The 19,269-nt window shown below is 61.4% G+C and carries 18 protein-coding genes; 8 read left to right on the forward strand and 10 right to left on the reverse strand.

Translation table 11 applies throughout. The features are described from left to right. Positions 1 to 54 precede the first annotated feature (54 nt). The gene (locus tag KGB28_RS05800; RefSeq protein ID WP_223443326.1) at positions 55 to 1,362 is read left to right on the forward strand and encodes an MFS transporter; all 1,308 of its coding nucleotides are present in this window, start codon (positions 55 to 57) and stop codon (positions 1,360 to 1,362) included. Between the two features lie 118 nt (positions 1,363 to 1,480). Here the strand turns inward: KGB28_RS05800 and csiR are convergent, their stop codons facing one another. Next, the gene (gene csiR, locus KGB28_RS05805; protein ID WP_223443327.1) at positions 1,481 to 2,179 is read right to left on the reverse strand and encodes a DNA-binding transcriptional regulator CsiR; all 699 of its coding nucleotides are present in this window, start codon (positions 2,177 to 2,179) and stop codon (positions 1,481 to 1,483) included. 192 nt (positions 2,180 to 2,371) lie between these two features. Here csiR and glaH point away from each other — a divergent pair, with 192 nt between their 5' ends. The 3 genes from glaH (at position 2,372) to gabD (ending at position 6,168) form a co-directional block, all read left to right on the forward strand. Then, on the forward strand, positions 2,372 to 3,349 hold the full coding sequence (glaH, locus tag KGB28_RS05810; protein WP_223443335.1) for a glutarate dioxygenase GlaH: 978 nt from the start codon (positions 2,372 to 2,374) through the stop codon (positions 3,347 to 3,349). Positions 3,350 to 3,438: 89 nt separating this feature from the next. Continuing rightward, positions 3,439 to 4,698: an L-2-hydroxyglutarate oxidase gene (gene lhgO, locus KGB28_RS05815; RefSeq protein ID WP_223443472.1), complete on the forward strand. Its 1,260-nt coding sequence runs from the start codon at positions 3,439 to 3,441 to the stop codon at positions 4,696 to 4,698. A 21-nt stretch (positions 4,699 to 4,719) separates the two neighbouring features. Beyond that, the gene (gene gabD / locus KGB28_RS05820) at positions 4,720 to 6,168 is read left to right on the forward strand and encodes an NADP-dependent succinate-semialdehyde dehydrogenase (RefSeq protein ID WP_223443337.1); all 1,449 of its coding nucleotides are present in this window, start codon (positions 4,720 to 4,722) and stop codon (positions 6,166 to 6,168) included. Between the two features lie 67 nt (positions 6,169 to 6,235). On the opposite strand, the gene KGB28_RS05825 is transcribed toward gabD, so the two are convergent. From KGB28_RS05825 to KGB28_RS05835, 3 genes are all read right to left on the reverse strand, one after another. Continuing rightward, positions 6,236 to 6,904, reverse strand: a complete 669-nt coding sequence (locus tag KGB28_RS05825; RefSeq protein ID WP_223443339.1) for a TetR/AcrR family transcriptional regulator — start codon at positions 6,902 to 6,904, stop codon at positions 6,236 to 6,238. Positions 6,905 to 6,986: 82 nt separating this feature from the next. After that, the gene (locus KGB28_RS05830; protein WP_223443340.1) at positions 6,987 to 7,424 is read right to left on the reverse strand and encodes an acyl-CoA thioesterase; all 438 of its coding nucleotides are present in this window, start codon (positions 7,422 to 7,424) and stop codon (positions 6,987 to 6,989) included. Then, complete coding sequence (locus KGB28_RS05835) at positions 7,421 to 8,572, reverse strand: iron-containing alcohol dehydrogenase (protein WP_223443342.1); 1,152 nt, start codon at positions 8,570 to 8,572, stop codon at positions 7,421 to 7,423. The genes KGB28_RS05830 and KGB28_RS05835 overlap by 4 nt, the downstream gene beginning before the upstream one ends. Positions 8,573 to 8,940: 368 nt before the next feature. Between KGB28_RS05835 and KGB28_RS05840 the strand changes: the two genes are divergently transcribed. From KGB28_RS05840 to KGB28_RS05855, 4 genes are all read left to right on the forward strand, one after another. After that, positions 8,941 to 10,380, forward strand: coding sequence for a hypothetical protein (locus KGB28_RS05840; protein ID WP_223443345.1), 1,440 nt, complete (start codon positions 8,941 to 8,943; stop codon positions 10,378 to 10,380). A 4-nt stretch (positions 10,381 to 10,384) separates the two neighbouring features. After that, complete coding sequence (locus KGB28_RS05845) at positions 10,385 to 11,842, forward strand: acyl-CoA reductase (protein ID WP_046038015.1); 1,458 nt, start codon at positions 10,385 to 10,387, stop codon at positions 11,840 to 11,842. A gap of 59 nt (positions 11,843 to 11,901) precedes the next feature. Then, complete coding sequence (locus KGB28_RS05850; protein ID WP_223443348.1) at positions 11,902 to 12,960, forward strand: NAD(P)-dependent alcohol dehydrogenase; 1,059 nt, start codon at positions 11,902 to 11,904, stop codon at positions 12,958 to 12,960. Positions 12,961 to 13,086: 126 nt separating this feature from the next. Next, complete coding sequence (locus KGB28_RS05855) at positions 13,087 to 14,094, forward strand: zinc-dependent alcohol dehydrogenase family protein (protein ID WP_223443351.1); 1,008 nt, start codon at positions 13,087 to 13,089, stop codon at positions 14,092 to 14,094. Between the two features lie 129 nt (positions 14,095 to 14,223). On the opposite strand, the gene KGB28_RS05860 is transcribed toward KGB28_RS05855, so the two are convergent. From KGB28_RS05860 to KGB28_RS05885, 6 genes are read right to left on the reverse strand one after another with little or no spacing between them, the layout of a single operon-like run. Further along, positions 14,224 to 15,054 (reverse strand): SDR family NAD(P)-dependent oxidoreductase, encoded by an 831-nt coding sequence (locus KGB28_RS05860; protein WP_223443354.1) that lies wholly within the window; start codon positions 15,052 to 15,054, stop codon positions 14,224 to 14,226. Positions 15,055 to 15,108: 54 nt separating this feature from the next. Further along, positions 15,109 to 15,888: an SDR family NAD(P)-dependent oxidoreductase gene (locus tag KGB28_RS05865; protein ID WP_223443357.1), complete on the reverse strand. Its 780-nt coding sequence runs from the start codon at positions 15,886 to 15,888 to the stop codon at positions 15,109 to 15,111. Further along, positions 15,885 to 17,060 carry an acyl-CoA dehydrogenase family protein gene (locus tag KGB28_RS05870; RefSeq protein WP_223443359.1) on the reverse strand — a complete coding sequence of 392 codons (1,176 nt, stop codon included), beginning with the start codon at positions 17,058 to 17,060 and terminating at the stop codon, positions 15,885 to 15,887. Before KGB28_RS05870 ends, KGB28_RS05865 begins: the two co-directional genes overlap by 4 nt. A gap of 22 nt (positions 17,061 to 17,082) precedes the next feature. Further along, positions 17,083 to 17,796: a histidine phosphatase family protein gene (locus KGB28_RS05875; protein ID WP_223443361.1), complete on the reverse strand. Its 714-nt coding sequence runs from the start codon at positions 17,794 to 17,796 to the stop codon at positions 17,083 to 17,085. Further along, positions 17,793 to 18,158 carry a DUF6285 domain-containing protein gene (locus KGB28_RS05880; protein ID WP_223443364.1) on the reverse strand — a complete coding sequence of 122 codons (366 nt, stop codon included), beginning with the start codon at positions 18,156 to 18,158 and terminating at the stop codon, positions 17,793 to 17,795. Before KGB28_RS05880 ends, KGB28_RS05875 begins: the two co-directional genes overlap by 4 nt. Continuing rightward, a complete protein-coding gene (locus tag KGB28_RS05885) occupies positions 18,155 to 19,213 on the reverse strand; it encodes a phosphotransferase family protein (RefSeq protein ID WP_223443375.1) in 1,059 nt (352 codons plus the stop codon). Before KGB28_RS05885 ends, KGB28_RS05880 begins: the two co-directional genes overlap by 4 nt. Positions 19,214 to 19,269 lie beyond the last annotated feature (56 nt).

Consider the following 19,269-nt stretch of genomic DNA (forward strand, 5'->3'; position numbering starts at 1 on the left):
CCTATGAATCGCTTTGCGCCGCTGTGTTTTCGCGGCAGATCCAGGAGATCCATCATGTCATTCAGCGACGCCCCCACCGTGAGCCTGGCCCAGGCCACCACCACCGACACCTATCGCAAGATCGTCTGGCGACTGATTCCGTTTTTGTGCTTTTGCTACCTGGCGTCCTACCTGGACCGAATCAATGTCGGCTTCGCCAAGCTGCAGATGCTCGACACGCTACACATGAGCGAAACCGCCTATGGACTGGGTGCCGGGCTGTTTTTCGTCGGCTATATCCTGTTTGAAGTGCCGAGTAATCTGGTGCTGGAAAAAGTCGGAGCGCGGCTCTGGATCGCACGCATCATGATCAGCTGGGGCCTGCTGTCGGGCCTTACCATGTTCGTCACCACCGAGTGGCAGTTCTACACCCTGCGCTTTTTGCTTGGCGCCGCCGAAGCCGGTTTTCTACCAGGCGTGCTGTACTACCTGAGCCAATGGTTCCCCTCGTACCGCCGCAGCCGCATCATCGCCCTGTTCATGATCGGCCTGCCGCTTTCGAGCATGCTCGGCAGCCCGATTTCCGGCTGGATCATGGGCAACTTCAATGGCGTCGGCGGCCTGCACAGCTGGCAGTGGCTGTTCCTGCTAGAAGCCATCCCGACCGTGGTTCTGGGTCTTTTGTGCTTTGCCGTACTGCCCAATGGAATCCGCCAGGCCAAATGGCTGAGCGACAGCGAAAAAAGCGAGCTGGAAGCCGTATTGGCCAAGGACGAAAGCGAGAACACCGGCGGACATTCGTTCCGGGACGGCTTCTTCAATCTCAAGGTGTGGATGCTCGGCGGTATCGATTTCTCGATTCTGCTCAGCGCCTATGCCATGGGTTTCTGGTTACCGACGTTCATCAAGAACGCGGGCGTCTCCAACCCCGGCGACATTGGCTTGCTGGTGGCCATTCCGAGCCTGGCCGGGCTGATCGGCATGCTGGCCATCGGCGCCAGTTCCGATAAGCATCGCGAACGCCGCTGGCACATCATCGTACCGTTTATCATCGGTGCGGCCTCGATGTTCATGGCGACGTTCTACACCCAGAATGTCGCGATCACCGTCCTGCTGTTCTCCCTGGCGTCGCTGACCATCATTGGTGCGGTGCCGGTATTCTTCAGCTTGCCGGCCACCTTCCTCAAGGGCACCGCAGCTGCCACCGGCTTCGCCCTGGCCTGCTCGGTTGCGAACATCGCCGGTCTGGTCAGCAACTCGCTGATGGGAGCGGTGATGGACCACTTCCACAGCCCACAGGTTGCCCTATGGTTCTTCGCCGCGTGTCTGCTTGCCAGCTCGCTGCTGGTGCTGGCGTTGCCGGCCAGGATCGTCAATCGCTGAACTGTCCCGGCAGGGCACTACCCTGCCGCACCAGGTAACCCGTCATTTCTGCAGCAGTCATCAGCACGGCTTCCCGAGCAATCGGGAAGCCTTTCTCGCTGTGTTGGTTTGCCCGTTATCAGGAAAGCTTCGCCCACTCGTCGCGCTGCATCACCTCGACAATGATGGGTACCGGCGTCATCAGGTGGGTGCGCATCAGGGTTGTCGCTCGAACGGTGTCGCGAGCCAGAATGGCTTCGACCAGTGCGGCATGTTCCTTGCGCTTCAACGCCAGGGCCTCTTCGGAGAACACCGTTTGCGTCAACCACAAGTGACGATAGCGCTCGGCCTGGTCGAACAGGTAAGTACGCGCCTGAAGTAATTGCCTGGAACCGCAACCCGCCGCGATGGCGCTGTGGAAGGCCTTGTGCCGCTCATCCCAAACGTCGAGCACCTTCTCGCGGGTTGTCACGTCCATGACCTTTGACAAGGTATGGGACTGCGCCAGGATCTGGGCTTCCCAAGCGTCATCACCCCGCTCGATGGCCAGGCCCACGATCATGGCTTCAAGATTGGCGCGAGCATCATAGATGTCCTGCATCTCTGACAGCGACATGGGGGCTACGCGGTAGCCTTTCTGACTGATGACCACCACCAGGTGTTCTGCCACCAACTGCGAAAGTGCTTCGCGCAGCGGGCCGACACCCAGGTCATAGCGCTCCTTGAGCCCGCTCATGAGGAGTTTTTCACCGGGCTTGAATGTGCCACGGATGATGTCCAGCTTGAGCCGTTCATACCCGCTGAATGCAGAGTTGAGCCTGGGGGTGACGCTATCCAAGGTGCTGCTCCAGAACTTGCCAAACCCCAATCATACCCAAACATCTATCAGACGAAAAACATTCGACAAATTCATATTTTGTCGCCTAATTATAAAAATGTAGACATTTTAGTTTTATGGCGATACTTTTCTTCTGCCAGATCCAGACCACTGCTGGAAGGCGCCAACCACTACCTTCCTCCGGGAGTTGCCATGAACGCCTTTACTCAAATTCAGGACCTTGTGATGCCTCTGCCATCGCAGAGCAAGGGCTTCACCCTTACCCCTTCCAGCCAGTCGCCGCGCCTGCTTGAGCTGAAATTCGCCAAGGAAACCGTCGACGCGTTCGTCAAGGCGGTGGCCGAGTGGCCGGTCCAGGCACTGGAGTACAAGTCGTTCCTGCGTTTCCGGATCGCCCAGATCCTTGACGAGCTGTGCGAAGGCACCCTGCGCCCGGTGTTGGTCAACACCATCCTGGACCGCGCCACCGGTGGCATGCTGATCACGCCTGAAGGTTTGAACGACGTGTCCCAGGCCGATGACATGGTCAAGTTCTCCTCTGCAGTCGCCCACCTGATCGGTCGCTCCAACTTCGATGCCATGAGCGGCCAGTTCTACGCTCGCTTTGTGGTGCTCAACACCGACAACTCCGACAGCTACCTGCGTCAGCCACACCGGGTCATGGAACTGCACAACGACGGCACCTTCGTCCAGGAGCGCACCGACTACGTGATGATGATGAAGATCGACGAGCAGAACATGGAAGGCGGCAACTCCCTGTTGCTGCACCTGGATGACTGGGAAGATCTGCACCACTACTACACTCACCCACTGGCTCGCCGTGAAATGCGCTTCACCGCACCACCCAGCAAGAACGTGCGCGAAGACGTGTTCCACGCAGTGTTCGACAACGACGCCGAAGGTCGCCCGACCATGCGCTACATCGACCAGTTCGTGCAGCCCAAAGACTTCGAGGAAGGAATCTGGCTGAACGCCCTGAGCGAATCGCTGGAAGGCAGCCCGCAGAAACTGTCGGTACCGGTGCCGGTCGGCAGCTTCGTGCTGGTCAACAACATGTTCTGGCTGCACGGCCGTGACCGCTTTATCGCCCACCAGGGCTTGCGTCGTGAGCTGATGCGCCAACGTGGCTACATCAGTTACCAGAAAACCCTGTACCAGCGTGGCCAATAAGGTTTGCCAAGGGTTGAACCGGCGAGGGCCGCCACGCGTGGTGGTGTTTCCAACAAGAATGTAATTCAGGTGGGTGCAGGCTAATGGCTGTGTACGACTTCATCATCATCGGTGCCGGCATCGTGGGCATGTCCACGGCCATGCAACTGGCCCAGGTTTACCCGGACGCCAAAATCCTCCTGCTGGAGAAGGAGTCCGGCCCGGCCAGGCACCAGACCGGCCACAACAGTGGCGTGATCCACGCCGGTGTCTACTACACCCCGGGCAGCCTGAAGGCGCGCTTCTGTCTGGAAGGCAATAAGGCCACCAAGGCCTTCTGCACCAAGCACAGCATCCCTTATGACGAGTGCGGCAAGCTGCTGGTGGCCACCAACGAGCTGGAAATGGAGCGCATGCGCGCGCTGTGGGAACGCACTGCAGCCAATGGCATCAAGCGTGACTGGCTGACGGCCGCCGAGCTGCGCGAGCGCGAGCCGAACATCGTCGGCCTGGGCGGGATCTTCGTGCCTTCAAGCGGCATCGTGAACTACGCCCAGGTCACTGCGGCCATGGGCGGCGAATTCGAAGCCGCCGGTGGCGAGATCCGCTACAACAGCGAAGTGGTCGCCATCGATGAGCGTCCCGATGAAGTGGTGGTGCGCTGCAGCGACCAGGAGCACCACGGTCGCTTCCTGATCACCTGCTCGGGCCTGATGGCCGACCGCGTTGTGCGCATGCTCGGGATCAAGCCGAACTTCATCATCTGCCCGTTCCGGGGCGAGTACTACCTGCTGCCCAAGCAGCACAACCAGATCGTCAACCACCTGATCTACCCGATCCCGGACCCGTCCATGCCGTTCCTCGGCGTGCACCTGACCCGCATGATCGACGGCACCGTCACCGTCGGCCCCAACGCGGTGCTGGCGATGAAGCGCGAAGGCTATCGCAAGACCGATGTCTCGCTGTCCGATATGTTCGAAACCCTGACCACTCCGGGCGTTCTCAAGGTGCTGAAGAAGAACCTGCGCCCGGGTTTGATCGAGATGAAAAACTCGTTGTTCAAGGGCGGCTACCTCAAGCAAGTGCAGAAGTACTGCCCGAGCCTCACCAAGAGCGATCTCACCGCCTACCCGGCCGGTGTCCGCGCCCAGGCTGTCTCGCTGGACGGCAAGCTGATCGACGACTTCCTGTTCGTCAACACCGCTCGCAGCGTCAGCGTCTGCAACGCTCCGTCACCCGCTGCGACCTCCGCCATCCCGATCGGTGCGTACATCGTCGACAAGGTCCGCGAACAGCTCACAAGTTCTGGCGTCAGTTTTGTCAAACCCGCCCCTGTGGCGGCATCCATCGCAGCCCCCCATTCACGATAACCAAGCAGCGAGGAATCACGCGTGCAACTCAACGATCCGAAACTGTTCCGCCAGCAAGCCTATATCGACGGTGTATGGGTAGATGCCGACAACGGCCAGACCCTCAAGGTCAACAACCCGGCCACCGGTGAAATCATCGGCAGCGTACCGAAGATGGGCGCTACCGAGACCCGGCGCGCCATCGAAGCCGCCGACAAGGCATTACCGGCCTGGCGCGCCCTGACCGCCAAGGAACGCGCCAACAAACTGCGCAAGTGGTTCGACCTGATGATGGCCAACCAGGAAGACCTGGCCCGCTTGATGACCCTCGAACAAGGCAAGCCGCTGACCGAGTCCCGTGGCGAAATCGCTTACGCCGCCTCCTTCCTGGAGTGGTTCGGCGAAGAAGCCAAGCGCGTCTATGGCGACATGATCCCCGGTCACCAGGTCGACAAACGCCTGATGGTGCTCAAGCAGCCGATCGGTGTCACTGCGGCCATCACCCCGTGGAACTTCCCTTCGGCGATGATCACCCGCAAGGCCGGCCCGGCCCTGGCCGCCGGTTGCACCATGGTCCTCAAGCCTGCCTCGCAAACGCCCTACTCGGCCCTGGCCCTGGCGGAACTGGCCGAGCGCGCCGGTATTCCGAAAGGCGTGTTCAGCGTGGTCACCGGCAGTGCCGGCGAAGTCGGCGCCGAGCTGACCGGTAACCCGATCGTGCGCAAGCTGACCTTCACCGGCTCCACCGAAATCGGCCGCCAGCTGATGGTCGAGTGCGCCAAGGACATCAAGAAAGTCTCGCTGGAACTGGGCGGCAATGCACCCTTCATCGTGTTCGATGACGCCGACCTGGACGCCGCCGTCGAGGGCGCACTGATCTCCAAGTATCGCAACAACGGCCAGACCTGCGTCTGCGCCAACCGCCTGTACATCCAGGACGGTATCTACGATGCCTTCGTCGAAAAACTCACCGCCGCCGTGGCCAGGTTGAACATCGGCAACGGCCTGGAAAACGGCATCACCACAGGTCCCCTGATCGACGCCAAGGCCATGGCCAAGGTCCAGGAGCACATTGACGATGCCGTGAGCAAAGGGGCTCGCGTGGTCGCCGGCGGCAAGCCGCACGCCTTGGGCGGGACCTTCTTCGAGCCGACCGTGCTGGTCGATGTGCCGCGCAATGCCGCCGTCGCCAAGGAAGAAACCTTCGGCCCGCTGGCACCGCTGTTCCGCTTCAAGGATGAAGCCGAGGTGATCGCCATGGCCAATGACACCGAATTCGGCCTGGCCTCGTACTTCTATGCTCGCGACTTGAGCCGTGTGTTCCGTGTGGGCGAAGCGCTGGAATACGGCATCGTTGGCGTCAACACCGGGATCATCTCCAACGAAGTGGCGCCGTTCGGTGGCATCAAGGCCTCGGGTCTGGGCCGCGAAGGCTCCAGGTACGGCATCGAGGACTACCTGGAAATCAAATACCTGTGCATCGGTATCTGAGCCTCCACGCCGCCTGCGCTGCGTAATACCAGACGCCCCGCTTGCGGGGCGTCGCTTTGTTCGCGGTTCAAGGGCTCGGGTCAGTCAACATTGCGTGCAGCATGCGCGCCATCAACTTGGGCGTGTCCTCGTCAGTGAGGTAGCCCGGTCTTTCCAACAGCATGGCCCGAGGTAGCACCGACCAGGTCTGGTAAACCAGAAACTCGGCTTTTTCCCGGTCCTTGACCCGGATTTCGCTGGCGAAGCGTTTCATCAAGGCCGAACTCGCGGTGGCGGTCCAAAGCTGCTTGGCCTTGACCACATCCAGTCGCACCAGCTCGTCATAATGAGTGGAGCGCACGCTGAACCCAGGATCGTAGAGGGTTTTCTTGTAATGGGCGGCCAGTACGGCCCGCAGGGCCAGCAAAATCCCGTCTAACAGCGTGGTGCCAGACGGCAGCGCCATTATGTCGGCGTACAGTCCGATGCGGGCTTCAGTCCGGTAATCATCAAACACTGCAGCGATCAACGACTCCATCGTCGGGAAGTACTCGTAGATCGAACTGATCGCCACCCCTGAGTCTTCGGCCAGGCGCATGGCGTTCAAGGCTTCCCGCCCCTCGCTTTCGAGAATCTGCCGGCCGGCCTGTTTCACGGCCGTGACCAGCGCGATCGAGCGTGCCTGCCGCGGTTCCTTGCGCGGCTGGGCAGGTATTTCGACCTGCACGCCCGGCTTGTCAGGGGTTGGTTTGATCATGGTGTCCTCTCCAGAATGCCGCTCATTGCCACCGTGGCAAAACCGACAAGCAGCAAACTGGAGTATGACCGAGCCGACTCGCTTAGTCAGCGAGTCTCGCGAGTACACAACGCACCGTTTCCGGGATGGGCACCGAGGTGTTGCTGGCGCGGTCGACGTACACATAGACGATATGGGCCGCTGCGGCCGCTTCATGCTCATCGTTGCGAAACAGTGCCAGCTCGTAGCGTGCGCTGCTGTTACCCAGGTGGGATATTTTCATTGCGACATTGATCTGGTCGGGGAAGCCGATGGACGCAAAGTAGGTGCAACCGGAATTGACGATCAACCCGATCACCGGGCTGTTGGCAATGTCCAGGGTGCCCTGTTCGACCAGGAACGCCGTGATCGCCGACTCACAGTACGAGTAGTAGACCACGTTGTTCACATGCCCAAAGGAGTCATTGTCACCAAAGCGCGTCGGTACTTTGGTGAAATGCCGAAACTCGTCCCGGCACGGCCGTTTGAGTTTGTTGCTCATAGGATTTCCCTGTAGATCGAGCGCACATCTTCCAGGCACAGCTCCCGCGGATTGTTGCCGAGCAGGCGCTGCTGCTTCATCGCATCGAGAGCCAGCGCCTCGATGTCGGACTCGACGATGCCCAGGTCACGCAAGCGGGTCGACAGGCCCAGTTCACCGGCCAGGGTGCCAAGGTAGTTGGCCAGCGTAGCGGCTTTTTCTGTATCGGTACCCAGGGTGCCAGGCAGGACGATATCGGCCAGTTGCGCATACAGCGGCGCCACCGCCTCGAGATTGAAACGCATCACCGGCCCCAGCACCAGCGCATTGGAAAGGCCGTGCGGTATATGGAAACGTGCGCCGAGGGGATACGCCAGGGCATGCACCGCCGCCACCGGCGCGTTGGCGAACGCCATGCCCGCCAGGCAGGCACCCAGCAACATGTTCTCCCGCGCTTGCACGTTGCTGCCATCCAGGCAGGCCTGGAACAGACTGCCGGATAACAGACGCAGCGCCTCTCGTGCCAGGCAATCGGAAATCGGATTCTTCAGGTTTTTGGTGGTGTAGGCCTCGATGGCATGGACCATGGCATCGATACCGGTCGCTGCAGTGACGTGGGGCGGCAGGCCAAGGGTCAGCTCCGCATCCAGCACCGCCAGGTCGGGCAACAGCATTGGCGAATAAACCACGTTCTTCTCACCGGCACCGGTGGTCACGACCGAGACCGAAGTCACCTCCGAACCGGTCCCTGCCGTGGTCGGCACCAGAATCAGCGGCAGGCGCGGGCCCTTGGTCTGGTTGATGCCATAGACTTGACTCAACGACTCGCCACTGCTCGCCAACAGCGCAGCCAGCTTGGCGGCATCCAGCGAACTGCCGCCGCCCAGCCCCACCACGCAATCGGCGCCACAGGTTTTCGCGGCATCCACCGCGGCCAGGATCACCGACTCCGGCGGGTCGGCCTGTACCTGGGAAAACACGCTGACAGCTATGTCCTGGCCCTCGAAACCGGCGAGCACCGCATCCAGTAGCCGAGCCGCAATAACCCCCGCATCGGTCACCAGCAAAACCGATTTGCAGCCCTTGGCGCGAACATGATCGGCGAGCCGGGTCGCAGCACCGCGTTCGATGATCATTGATGGAGTGGTTTGAAATACCATTTTCAACATGGAAGCCTCACGAATAGGTGTGTGTTGCGCTGAGTTTTCATGGCGATTGCAAAGCCCATACGCCAACCGGAAACCCCTCACGAATAGCCGTCTGAGTGGCAGCGCTCCCCTCATTGACAGGAGTGAGCGAGACAGAGTGTATGCCAGCCCACTTCCTGATCCCGCCTGAAATACGGTCACTCACCCCGAATCCGGAACGGCCTGCACGGGCATCTCGATACGCTCACTTTTTTCCTTGTTTTTCAGTTACTTGGGCGATATCGACCGGCACATGAATCCGGAACAAATTCCGAGGCGGCATCCCCATACTTGAGCCGCACCCTTCCCCGGCCTCGCCGGTTCCCACTAGTCGAGTAGCGAGCCAGAAAATGCCCACTGCACAACTGTCGATAGAACAAAAAACCCAGCAGCTGCTGAACAACCCGGCAGAATTGGTCAACTATTCCCAGCAAGCCTGGAACCATTTGCCCCGCGCCGAAATCGACGCGCTACAGCTCAACGCCCTGAAGCAACGCTTCGAAGAACTTCGCGAGCGCATACCGGTACTGAAGAAACTTGCCGACGCCCAAGGCGTGGAAAAGATCGAGCAACTCGACGACGTAGTGCCGCTGCTGTTCGAACACACCGTTTACAAGTCCTACCCGCCATCGTTGCTGGAGAAGCGCAGCTTCGGCCAGATCAACAAATGGCTGGGCAAACTGGTGACGCCAGAGGTTGCCGAAGCCATCGCCGCGGTCAACGTCAGCGATTGCCAAGGCCTGGATGACTGGTTCGAGACCATGGACGAAGGCGTGCCGCAGCTGCGCATCAGTCACACCTCGGGCACTTCCGGCACCCTGTCGTTCCTGCCCCAGGGCGTACATGAGTGGGAAAAATTCGCTCAACTGCGCAAGATGATGGTGTGGAACATGGAGGGTCCGGACACCCCGGAGCCCAACTTGCACACGATCTACCCTTACTACCGCAAGGGCTACCTGAGCCATGTGCGCGTCCATGCCGCCATGATTCCAGCGCTGTTGCCGGACGAATCGCATTTCCATGCCGCTTACCCGACCACCCTCAGCACCGACGTGCTGCACCTGGGGGCCAAGCTACGTGCGGCACAGTCCAAAGGCACCCTCGATCGCCTGGTGATCAGCCCGGAACTGCTGGAAAAGAAAAAGGCTTTCGACCAGTTGCAGGCCGACATGCCACAGCACCTGGCGACCTTCTTCGATCATATGTCCACCAAGCTCAAGGGCCAGCGCGTGTACATCGGCGCGACCTGGAACCTGCTGCACAGCATGGCCAAGGCCGGCCTTGCGCGTGGCCTGGAAGGTGTCTTCCACCCTGACTCGTTCGTGCACACCGCCGGTGGCGGCAAGGGTGTCGTACAACCCGAGGGCTGGCGCGAAGACGTGCTGCGTTTCACCGGTGCCAGGACGCTCAACGAATCCTACGCCATGTCCGAAATCGTCGGCGGCGCCCATGCGCGCTGCGAAGCGGGCCACTTCCACTTCGCCCCCACCGTCATCCCCTACCTGCTCGATCCAGAGACCAGCAAGCCACTGCCGCGCAAAGGCCGCGTGACCGGTCGTGCAGCCTTCTTCGACCTCGGCGCCGAGATCCGTTGGGGCGGCTTTATCACCGGCGATGAAATCACCGTCGAATGGGACAAGCCTTGCGCGTGCGGCCGGCCGAGTTGCTACGTCGTCGGGCCGATCCAGCGCTACAGCGAACTCAATGGTGGCGACGACAAGATCACTTGTGCAGCAACAGAAGACTCCCATCGTCAGGCGATGGATTTCCTGAACACATTAGAGGGCTAACCCCATGAGCAAACCTATTGCGCCAATGATCATCCGCGGCAAAGTCATCACCGACAACCTGATCGACGTGGGTGGCCGCGGCGGTGACCTGGTGTTCCAGACACCGGATGCGCACAAGTATATCGACCAGTTGCCGCTGGGTAATCCGGCCAGGCTGGCCGATCTGTACACCCTCAGTTTCAACGACATCCTCGACTACGCCGAAGCCCTCGGTGAACGTCTTGAATTCGACAAAAACCCCTACTTGCAGGAAGCCTGCGAGCTGTCGTACCTGACTGCGCCGGTCACTCCGAGCATGGTCAAGGGCAGCTACATGGGGCTGCGCCACATGCTCACCCGTGAGTCGGTCACCGAACAGGTGGAGAACTCAGTGGGCGTCAAGTACCTGGAAGGCTGGGTCAAGCAACGCTTGATCGACGGCACCGAACTGGATGTGCGCTGCTTCGGCGCCCGCACCTTGCATATCGTCGCCGGCAACGCGACCGGGTTGTCCCTGCTGACCATCCTGCGCAACATGGTGCTGCGCAGCGACGCGATCATCAAGGCGCCGTCCAACGACCCGTTCACGGCCCTGGCCATCGCCCGCACCATGGTTGAGATGGCGCCGGACCACCCGCTGACCAAACACCTCAGCGTCGCCTACTGGAAAGGTGGCGACCAGGCCTTCGAAGAACGCCTGTACCAGCCGCAGAACCTGGAGAAGATCGTTGCCTGGGGCGGTTTCAATTCGATGAAGCATGTCACCCGCTACATCCAGCCGGGCCTGGAGCTGATCTCCCTCGACCCGAAACGCAGCGCCAGCATCATCGGCAAGGGTGCCTTCGACAGTGAAGCGACCATGCGCGAGGCCGCCCTGCGCCTGGCCAGCGACATTGGCGCACTGAACCAGAAGGCCTGTGTGTGCGCCCGGGTGGTCTATGTGCAGAGCGGCACCGATGAGGCCGGCCTGGCGAATCTGAATACCTTCGGCCGTTATGTCTACGACGCCATGCAGACCCTGCCCAACACCCTCAGCACCGTGCCCAAACGCTACGACCAGGGCCTCAAGGCCGAAGTCGACGCGCTGCGCCTGGATGATGAGTGGTACCAGGTGATTGGCGGCCAGGACGGTGAAGGCGCCGTCATCTGCTCACAGATTCCGGAGTCGGTGTCGTTTGCCACCCGGCTCGACGACCGCACCGCCAACCTGGTGCCGGTCGATGACCTGACCGAGATGATGGATGCCGTGGATGCCTATACCCAGACCGTCGGCGTCTATCCGGAAAGCATCAAGGAAGATCTCAAGGACATTCTGCCTCTGTATGGCGCTCAGCGAATCGTCTCGCTGGGCTACGCGGCGGGGCTGAAATGGGCGGGTCCGCAAGACTCCATCGAGCCACTGCGGCGCATGGGCAAGTGGATCGTCAACCAGATCGCCTCGCCGGAAACGACCCCGGCGCCATGGTTGCGCCCGTCGATCTAACCCCTCCTGTACCCCTGGCCATTGCCGGGGGTACGCGTTGATTCATACAGGACTTACCCATGACCACTTGCCTGGGATTTGCCGCCTTCGAGCCCCACTCCGCCCTCACGCCGTTTCGTTTCGAGCGTCGCGACTTGCGTGCCGATGACGTCGCTATCGATATCGCCTATTGCGGTGTCTGCCATTCCGATGCCCATCAGGTGCACAACGACTGGAACAACACGGTCTACCCCATCGTGCCAGGTCACGAGATCGTCGGGCATGTCACTGCCGTCGGCAGTAACGTCAGCCGCTTCAAAGTCGGCGACCGGGTCGCCGTCGGTTGCCAGGTCGATAGCTGCCTGCAGTGCGCACCCTGCCACGAGCATCAGGAACAACTCTGTGCCCATGGTCCGACGCCCACCTATAACGGCAAGGATCGTCACACCGGCGAGATCACCTATGGCGGTTACTCCGAGCATATTGTCGTCCGTGAACAGTTCGTACTGCGCATGCCCGAAAGCCTCGATCCGCGTTTCGCCGCACCGCTGCTATGCGCCGGCATTACCGTGTGGAACCCGATGCGCCGCTACGGTGTGGGCAGGGACTCGAAAGTCGCGGTGGTCGGCCTCGGCGGGCTCGGGCACATGGCGGTGAAGCTGGCCGTGGCGCTCGGTGCCGAGGTGACCGTGATTACCACCTCACCGGGCAAGGCCGACGATGCCCGCGCCCTGGGTGCCAAACACGTATTGCTGTCCAACGATTCGCCGGCCATGACGGCGGCGGCCAATGCCTTCGAATTCATCATCGACACCATTCCCAGCCGGCACAACGTCAACCCCTACCTTATGCTGCTGGGTCGCGAAGGCGTACTGGTGCTGGTCGGCGCCATCGAACCGCTGGAGCCCATCCATGGTGGCTTGCTGATTCGCAACAACCGCAGCATCGCCGGCTCGCTCATCGGTGGCATCCAGGCGATCCAGGAACTGCTGGATTTCTGCGCCGAACATCAGGTATTGCCCAGCTGCGAAATGATTGATATCAAAGACATCAACACAGCCTTTGACCGCCTGCAGCGCAATGACGTGAAGTATCGCTTCGTGATCGACATGAACAGCATGCGTGACGTTATGCGCTAATCAAGCTCAGGCTGCGGCGCGCATCGCCGCAGCCTCCCCTTGAGGCAAGGTGCTGCAGGTGGGTACGGTTGTCACAGACGAACAAATTCCAATCCTCCCGTCGCACGGACTGACTCAAGGACCATCATGAAAGCCATTCAACTCCAACACCCCGCTGGCCTGGACAATCTGCGCCTGGTCGACATGGCCGCCCCCGGCGCACCCGCAGTCGGCGAGATCCAGGTACGCATCCATGCCAGCTCGCTCAACTACCACGACCTCGGTGTGGTCACCGGCCACGCTCGTGCAGAGGATGGCCGCATTCCCATGTCCGACGGCGCCGGCGTCGTCACTGCCGTGGGCGAAGGCGTGACGGAATTTGCCGTGGGTGATTGCGTCGTGTCGTGCTTCTTCCCCCACTGGCAATCCGGCCGCGTCGTGCCCACCACCTTCCAGACCGTGCCGGGCGATGGCGTGGACGGCTTTGCCCGCGAACGGATCAACCTGCCCACCGAGGCCTTCACGCTGGCGCCCAAGGGCTACACCCATGAAGAAGCCGCCACGCTGACCACCGCCGGTTTGACTGCCTGGCGTGCATTGGTGGTCGATGGTCACATCCAGGCCGGCGATACCGTATTGGTGCTGGGCACCGGCGGCGTGTCGATTTTTGCCTTGCAAATGGCCAAGGCGATGGGCGCCCGGGTGATTGCCACGACGTCGTCCGAGTCCAAGAAAGAGCGCCTGCTGGCACTGGGCGCCGACCATGTCATCAATTACAAGGATCAGCCCGAATGGGGCGATGCGGTTCTGGCCGCCACCGATGGCCGCGGTGCCGACATCGTGGTGGAAGTGGGTGGCCCGGGCACGCTGCCGCAGTCCATCCGCGCCTGCGCAGCGGGTGGCCACATTGCGCTGATCGGTGTGCTCACCGGGTTCGCCGGTAGCGTGCCGACCCTGGAATTGATGCGCAAACAACAAACCCTGCGCGGCCTGATCGTCGGCAGCCGTGAGCAGCAACAAGACATGGTGCGGGCGCTGGAGAACGTCAGCTGGCGCCCGGTCATCGACAGCCGCTATCCGCTGGAGCAGATTGCCGAGGCCTTTGCCCATCAGCAGTCTGCCGGGCACTTTGGCAAGATCTGCCTGCACTATTAACCCTGTAGGAGCGAGCTTGCTCGCGATGGTCTTCAACGATAACGCGTGTTTACTGGTAAAACGCGGCGCTCTTGAGTCCATCGCGAGCAGGGCTCGCTCCTACAGATACGCCGCTGGCAGGCAGATACTTCAGCGCGAAGTTTTTCTCGGGCTGCGTTCTTCGAGGATGTCACCCATGCGCACCTCGACCAAGCTCTTGATCTTTTGATGCGGCAAAATGTAGAAGCGGTTTTCCTTCACCGCATCAAGGGTGATGCGCGCGATATCGGTCGCACTGAGCTTGCCGGCCTGGGTTGCCTTGCGCGTCTGCTCTTCGTACTTCTCTTTCAGCGGGTTGGCGGCTGCCAACTCGTCGGGACGGTTGCGTCCGGCATCGGCAATGCCCGTCGCTACGAAGGCCGGGCACAGCACCGACACGCCGATCGATGCGTTTTCCTCCTGCAATTCAAGCTGCAGGCATTCGGACATCGTCACCACCGCATGCTTGGTCGCACAGTAGATGCCGTTGCCCGGCACCGACAGCAGGCCGGCGACCGAGGCGGTATTGACGATATGGCATCGATCCTTTTGCGCCAGCATCCGCGGCACAAAACTGCGGATGCCATGGGCGACGCCCATCACGTTGATGCCGAACATCCACGCCCAATCCTGTTCGGTCGTGGTCCACAGCGGGCCGCCGACCAGTACGCCGGCGTTGTTGAACAGCAGGTGCGCGGCGCCGAAGCGCGCGTAGGTGGCAACCGCCAGTTGTTTGACTTGCTCGGCCTGGGCGACATCACAGGTCATCGTCAGCACCTGCGTGCCCGACGGCAGTAACTCAACCGTGCCATGCAGGTTTTTTTCATCGATATCGGTCAACGCCAGGCGCATGCCTTCGTTGGCGCAGGCTATCGCCAGTTCGCGACCGAAGCCGCTGGCGGCCCCGGTGATCACCGCGACTTTGTCGTGCAGTGGGTTCATGTTGGTTTTCCAGTCCTATCAGTTTAAGGCGTGCGGCACTCGTTAAAGATCCCGCTATAACGTGCTGCACAAATGCCCTGCATCTACGACAATTTCACTGCCGGTCATGCCACGGCTGGCATCGGTGGCAAGCAGTAGCAAGGCACCGTCCAGATCGGCCGGCGTGCAAAAACGTCGGGTGGGAATACGGGCGCGCAACTTTTCGCCTGCCTCACTGCGCAGGAAATCGCTGTTGAGTTCAGTCATCACATAGCCGGGGGCGATGGCATTGACCCGGATCTCGTGACGCGCCAATTCCAGGGCCAGGGAACGGGTCAAATGGCTCAAGCCGGCCTTCGCCGCGACATAGGGGCTCAGGCTGCCGGCAACGCGGCTGGCCAGGATCGACGTCACGTTGATCAGACTGCCGCCGCGCTGCGCCTCGACCATGCGCCGTGCCACTTCCTGGGCGACGATCCAGGCCCCCTTGAGGTTGGTGCCGACCACCCGGTCCCAATCATCATCGGTGTACTCCAGCACATGGAGGCTGTCGCTGACGCCGGCGTTATTCACCAGAATGTCCAACGGACCCAGTTCCTCGGCAACCCGCGCAAGGCAGTTGTTGACCGATGCCCGGTCGGTCACGTCCAGGGTGAACGCACGGGCGCGCCCGCCCTCGCCTTCGATTTCTTCGACCAAGATCTGCAACTGCTCGACCCGGCGCGCCGCCACCGCCACTTCGGCACCCGCCGCCGCCAGCGTCCGGGCGAAATGCCGGCCAAGCCCGCTGGAGGCGCCAGTGACCAAGGCTCGACGGCCAGTCAGATCGAAAAGCTGAGTGATTGCAGGTTTCATCGGGAAAACTCCTTGTGTCCTTCGAGGATTTTTTTCGCCAGGCTCATGCGATGCACCTCGCTTGGGCCGTCGTAGATACGGAACGGGCGGATGTCGCGGAAGATGCGCTCGACTACGGTTTCCCCGGTCACACCGCGCCCCCCCAGAATCTGTACGCAGCGATCGACCACGTGCCACAAGGCTTCAGCACTCAGCACCTTGGTCATGCTCGACTCGACATTGCCCCGACCGCCTTCGTCCAGGACCCAGGCGCAATGCCAGATGGCCAGGCGGGTGCTGTGCAGCGCCATCTGGTTGTCCGCCAGCATGAAGCCGACACCCTGGTGCTCTCCCAGGGTTTTACCGAACGAATCGCGGGTTCTCGCGTAGTCGCAGGCGATATCGTGGGCACGGCGGGCAGCGCCCAGCCAACGCATGCAGTGGGTCAGCCGCGCGGGCGCGAGGCGCACTTGCGCATAACGAAAACCCTTGCCGATTTCGCCCAGCACATCGGTGGCCGGAATCCGCACATTTTCAAATCGCAGTATTGAATGGCCGCCTGCGAAACAGCTGTCCAGGGTCTTGAGTTGCCGTTCATGGATAATCCCGGGCGTGTTCATGTCCGCCAGGAACATGGTTGCCGAGCCATCCTCCATGCGCGCCATGATGATCGCGAACCCGGCCCCGTCGGCCCCGGTAATCAGCCATTTACGACCGTTGATGACGTAGTGGTCGCCGTCGCGCACGGCGACAGTCTGCATCATCGACGGATCGGAACCTGCACCCGGCGCTGGCTCGGTCATGGCAAAACAGGAGCGGATCCGGCCGCTGACCAAGGGACGCAACCAGCGGTCTTTCTGCGCCGCGGTGGCCACCTCGTCCATCAGGTGAATGTTGCCTTCGTCCGGTGCATGGATGTTCAACGCAATCGGACCTAACGGCGAATAACCGGCTTCTTCGAAGACGATTGCCTTGGCGAAGTGACTCAAGCCTGCACCGCCCATTTCACGACTGGCGTGCGGGCACAACAGACCGGCACGACGGGCCTTGTCCAGCAGCTCCTGGCGCAACGCTTCGCTGGGACCGTGCGCCGTGAGGCGCGGATCGGTCTCCATGGGGATCACCTGTTCGGCGATAAAAGCGCGAGTCTTTTCGCGCAGGTCCAGCAACTCTTGGGGGATGGTGAAGTTCATGGTGGTCCTGGTTTCTGTTCGACTAGGGTCGTTGTTCGGCAAGAGGCGCGAGCTGCGCGTAGATGCGCTCCATCACGGTTTGTCGCTGGCGGGTCTTGGGGAGGTCGTAAGGCGTCAGGTTCACGACCCGCACGTAGCAGCGCAGGACGCGCCCGGCCTGCATGTCGATATCGATGATGTTCAGGCAGGCGTTGTCCTGTTCCAGGGCCGCGGCGCAACCGCTCGCGCCACCCAGAGCCCAACCCAGCAGCAGGCGATTGACGGCGTCATGACTGACCAGCAGCAAGCTCTGCCAGTCGGGCTCGGCCAGGACCTCTTCGAAGCGAGCCATGATGCGACGGTCGAAATCGCTCCAGCGCTCCCCGCCCATGAAGCTGCCCTCAGGATCGGCAAAGCTGTCGTAGGCGTAGCTGACCTGCTGTTGCAGTTGCTCGGGGGCAATCTCGCGCAGACGGCCGGCACGCACTTCCCGTAGCTGCGCGCACGCCTGCAGTTCGATCTGGCGATCGCCCAACAGCCCTTCAGCGGTCTGCCGCGCGCGTGGGTAATCGGAGCACAGCGCACGGTCGAAACTGATCGACTTCATCACCTGCGCCAGCTTCCGCACCTGATCTTCTCCCAGACCGGAGAGCGGCACGCTGCGTGGGTCCAGCGGCTGGCCTTCGGCGGAGAAATAGTCCACATGGCCATGGCGTACCAGGTAGCAACGACGTCGCAAAACTGCTGGAGCACTCATTGGCCAAGCGCCTTCGGATTGCTGATGGACAGCCCTGCACGGGTGATCACCGAGAGCGCCGATAACAGGCGATCCTGTTCACTCCCGGGCTCATCGAAACGGCCCAGGCGAATAGCCCGGCACAGCGCCTGACGGGCATCCGTCAGTGACGCCTGGTCATCGTCCAGCAGTCCCGCAAGCAGTCGAGCCTCGGTAGCCTGCGCGGTCTCGCCTTCAAGGTATTCGCGCCCGGCAATGGCCATGGCATTGGCGACCATCAGCGCCTGGTAGCGCAGCCTGCCTGGTAGCTGCGGCAACAACTCGTCGAGCAGGGTCTGGCGGGCAATCGCCAACAGTTCATGCGCATCGGGACGGATATTCATCGGCGCAGCCCTCCGGTCAACCGCAATATGTCCAGTTCCAGTTCGGGGACCCGCGTTCCCGTCAAGGCCAGTTCCAGCGAAGGCTCCTCGCCGGACAAATGCCGCTGGGCCTGCTGCTGGGCGATGATCGCCCAACGCAACGTGGCCATGACCTGCCAGAAGACCAATTCTTCAGGCTCGATATTGAGGGGAGACACCTCGGTGTAACCGCGCATGAAGTGCTCCAGCGTGCCGATGCCGCCGGCCTCCAGGTCAGGCCGGGCGAACCGCCAGCAGCGGGCGGTGAACCAGCCAATGTCCTGGCGCGGATCACCCCAGCCGGTGAATTCCCAATCCAGTACCGCCTGCAACCTGCCGGACTCGGCCAGGTAATTGCCGGTGCGGAAGTCACCATGGAGCAAACACCGGGCGGTGCTTTTTGGCGCGTTGGACTCGCACCAGCGCAGGCCCCACTCCAGCACAGGTTGAACCGCGCCGAGGCGGTCCAATACGGCACGCAGGGCATCAATCGACGCTTGCACCGAGACCCGCTGCGGATCACCAAGGAAATCCAGGCCGGCCTCGCCAGGCGCGATGCAATGGATACGTGCCAGGTTGGCGCCCAGGTCGGACACCAACTGCATATCGCCTTGCGCTCCCAGCTGACTGGTGAGCCGATGGCCGGCCGTGATACCGGACACCCACTCCATGATGAAAAAGGCCCGCCCGTGCACCGCGGTGTCTTCGCACAACCAGAGTGGTCGGGGCACCTTTACCCCGACACGGTGAACTGTGCTCAACACCGCGAATTCCTGGGCACGGCTCAGGCTCTCCTGCACGGCCGATTGAGCGTCGCTGCGCAGGACCCAGCGCTGGAGACCTGCATACGCGCCGCCCTCCACATTCACGTCGAGCAACCAGTTTTCCTGGATGGCGCCGCCAGACAGGCGCTGCTGATTGTCGACGGTCACCCGTTGTGCGCCGGCCTGGGCGCACAGGAAGGTTTCCAGCCTGGTTTTTTTCAGTTGTGCTTCGGGCTGCGGCACTGTCACCGCTGCTACGTTCTGACCACTCATTAGACGCCGCACCTGACCTGTTGGAATTGTTGTTGAAGAGGATGGCTTCACTGCAA

Origin of the sequence: Pseudomonas sp. BF-R-19, from assembly GCF_019956445.1 — a bacterium.
Lineage (GTDB): Bacteria > Pseudomonadota > Gammaproteobacteria > Pseudomonadales > Pseudomonadaceae > Aquipseudomonas > Aquipseudomonas fluorescens_BH.

What these genes read in the sequence shown, in the direction of transcription:
- KGB28_RS05830 (WP_223443340.1), bottom strand. Translation starts at nt 7,424, where the DNA reads ATGAGCAACAAACTCAAACGGCCGTGCCGGGACGAGTTTCGGCATTTC.
- KGB28_RS05855 (WP_223443351.1), top strand. Translation starts at nt 13,087, where the DNA reads ATGAAAGCCATTCAACTCCAACACCCCGCTGGCCTGGACAATCTGCGC.
- KGB28_RS05835 (WP_223443342.1), bottom strand. Translation starts at nt 8,572, where the DNA reads ATGTTGAAAATGGTATTTCAAACCACTCCATCAATGATCATCGAACGC.
- KGB28_RS05840 (WP_223443345.1), top strand. Translation starts at nt 8,941, where the DNA reads ATGCCCACTGCACAACTGTCGATAGAACAAAAAACCCAGCAGCTGCTG.
- KGB28_RS05885 (WP_223443375.1), bottom strand. Translation starts at nt 19,213, where the DNA reads ATGAGTGGTCAGAACGTAGCAGCGGTGACAGTGCCGCAGCCCGAAGCA.
- KGB28_RS05850 (WP_223443348.1), top strand. Translation starts at nt 11,902, where the DNA reads ATGACCACTTGCCTGGGATTTGCCGCCTTCGAGCCCCACTCCGCCCTC.
- KGB28_RS05845 (WP_046038015.1), top strand. Translation starts at nt 10,385, where the DNA reads ATGAGCAAACCTATTGCGCCAATGATCATCCGCGGCAAAGTCATCACC.
- KGB28_RS05865 (WP_223443357.1), bottom strand. Translation starts at nt 15,888, where the DNA reads ATGAAACCTGCAATCACTCAGCTTTTCGATCTGACTGGCCGTCGAGCC.
- KGB28_RS05870 (WP_223443359.1), bottom strand. Translation starts at nt 17,060, where the DNA reads ATGAACTTCACCATCCCCCAAGAGTTGCTGGACCTGCGCGAAAAGACT.
- KGB28_RS05880 (WP_223443364.1), bottom strand. Translation starts at nt 18,158, where the DNA reads ATGAATATCCGTCCCGATGCGCATGAACTGTTGGCGATTGCCCGCCAG.
- KGB28_RS05860 (WP_223443354.1), bottom strand. Translation starts at nt 15,054, where the DNA reads ATGAACCCACTGCACGACAAAGTCGCGGTGATCACCGGGGCCGCCAGC.
- KGB28_RS05800 (WP_223443326.1), top strand. Translation starts at nt 55, where the DNA reads ATGTCATTCAGCGACGCCCCCACCGTGAGCCTGGCCCAGGCCACCACC.
- KGB28_RS05825 (WP_223443339.1), bottom strand. Translation starts at nt 6,904, where the DNA reads ATGATCAAACCAACCCCTGACAAGCCGGGCGTGCAGGTCGAAATACCT.
- KGB28_RS05875 (WP_223443361.1), bottom strand. Translation starts at nt 17,796, where the DNA reads ATGAGTGCTCCAGCAGTTTTGCGACGTCGTTGCTACCTGGTACGCCAT.
- glaH (WP_223443335.1), top strand. Translation starts at nt 2,372, where the DNA reads ATGAACGCCTTTACTCAAATTCAGGACCTTGTGATGCCTCTGCCATCG.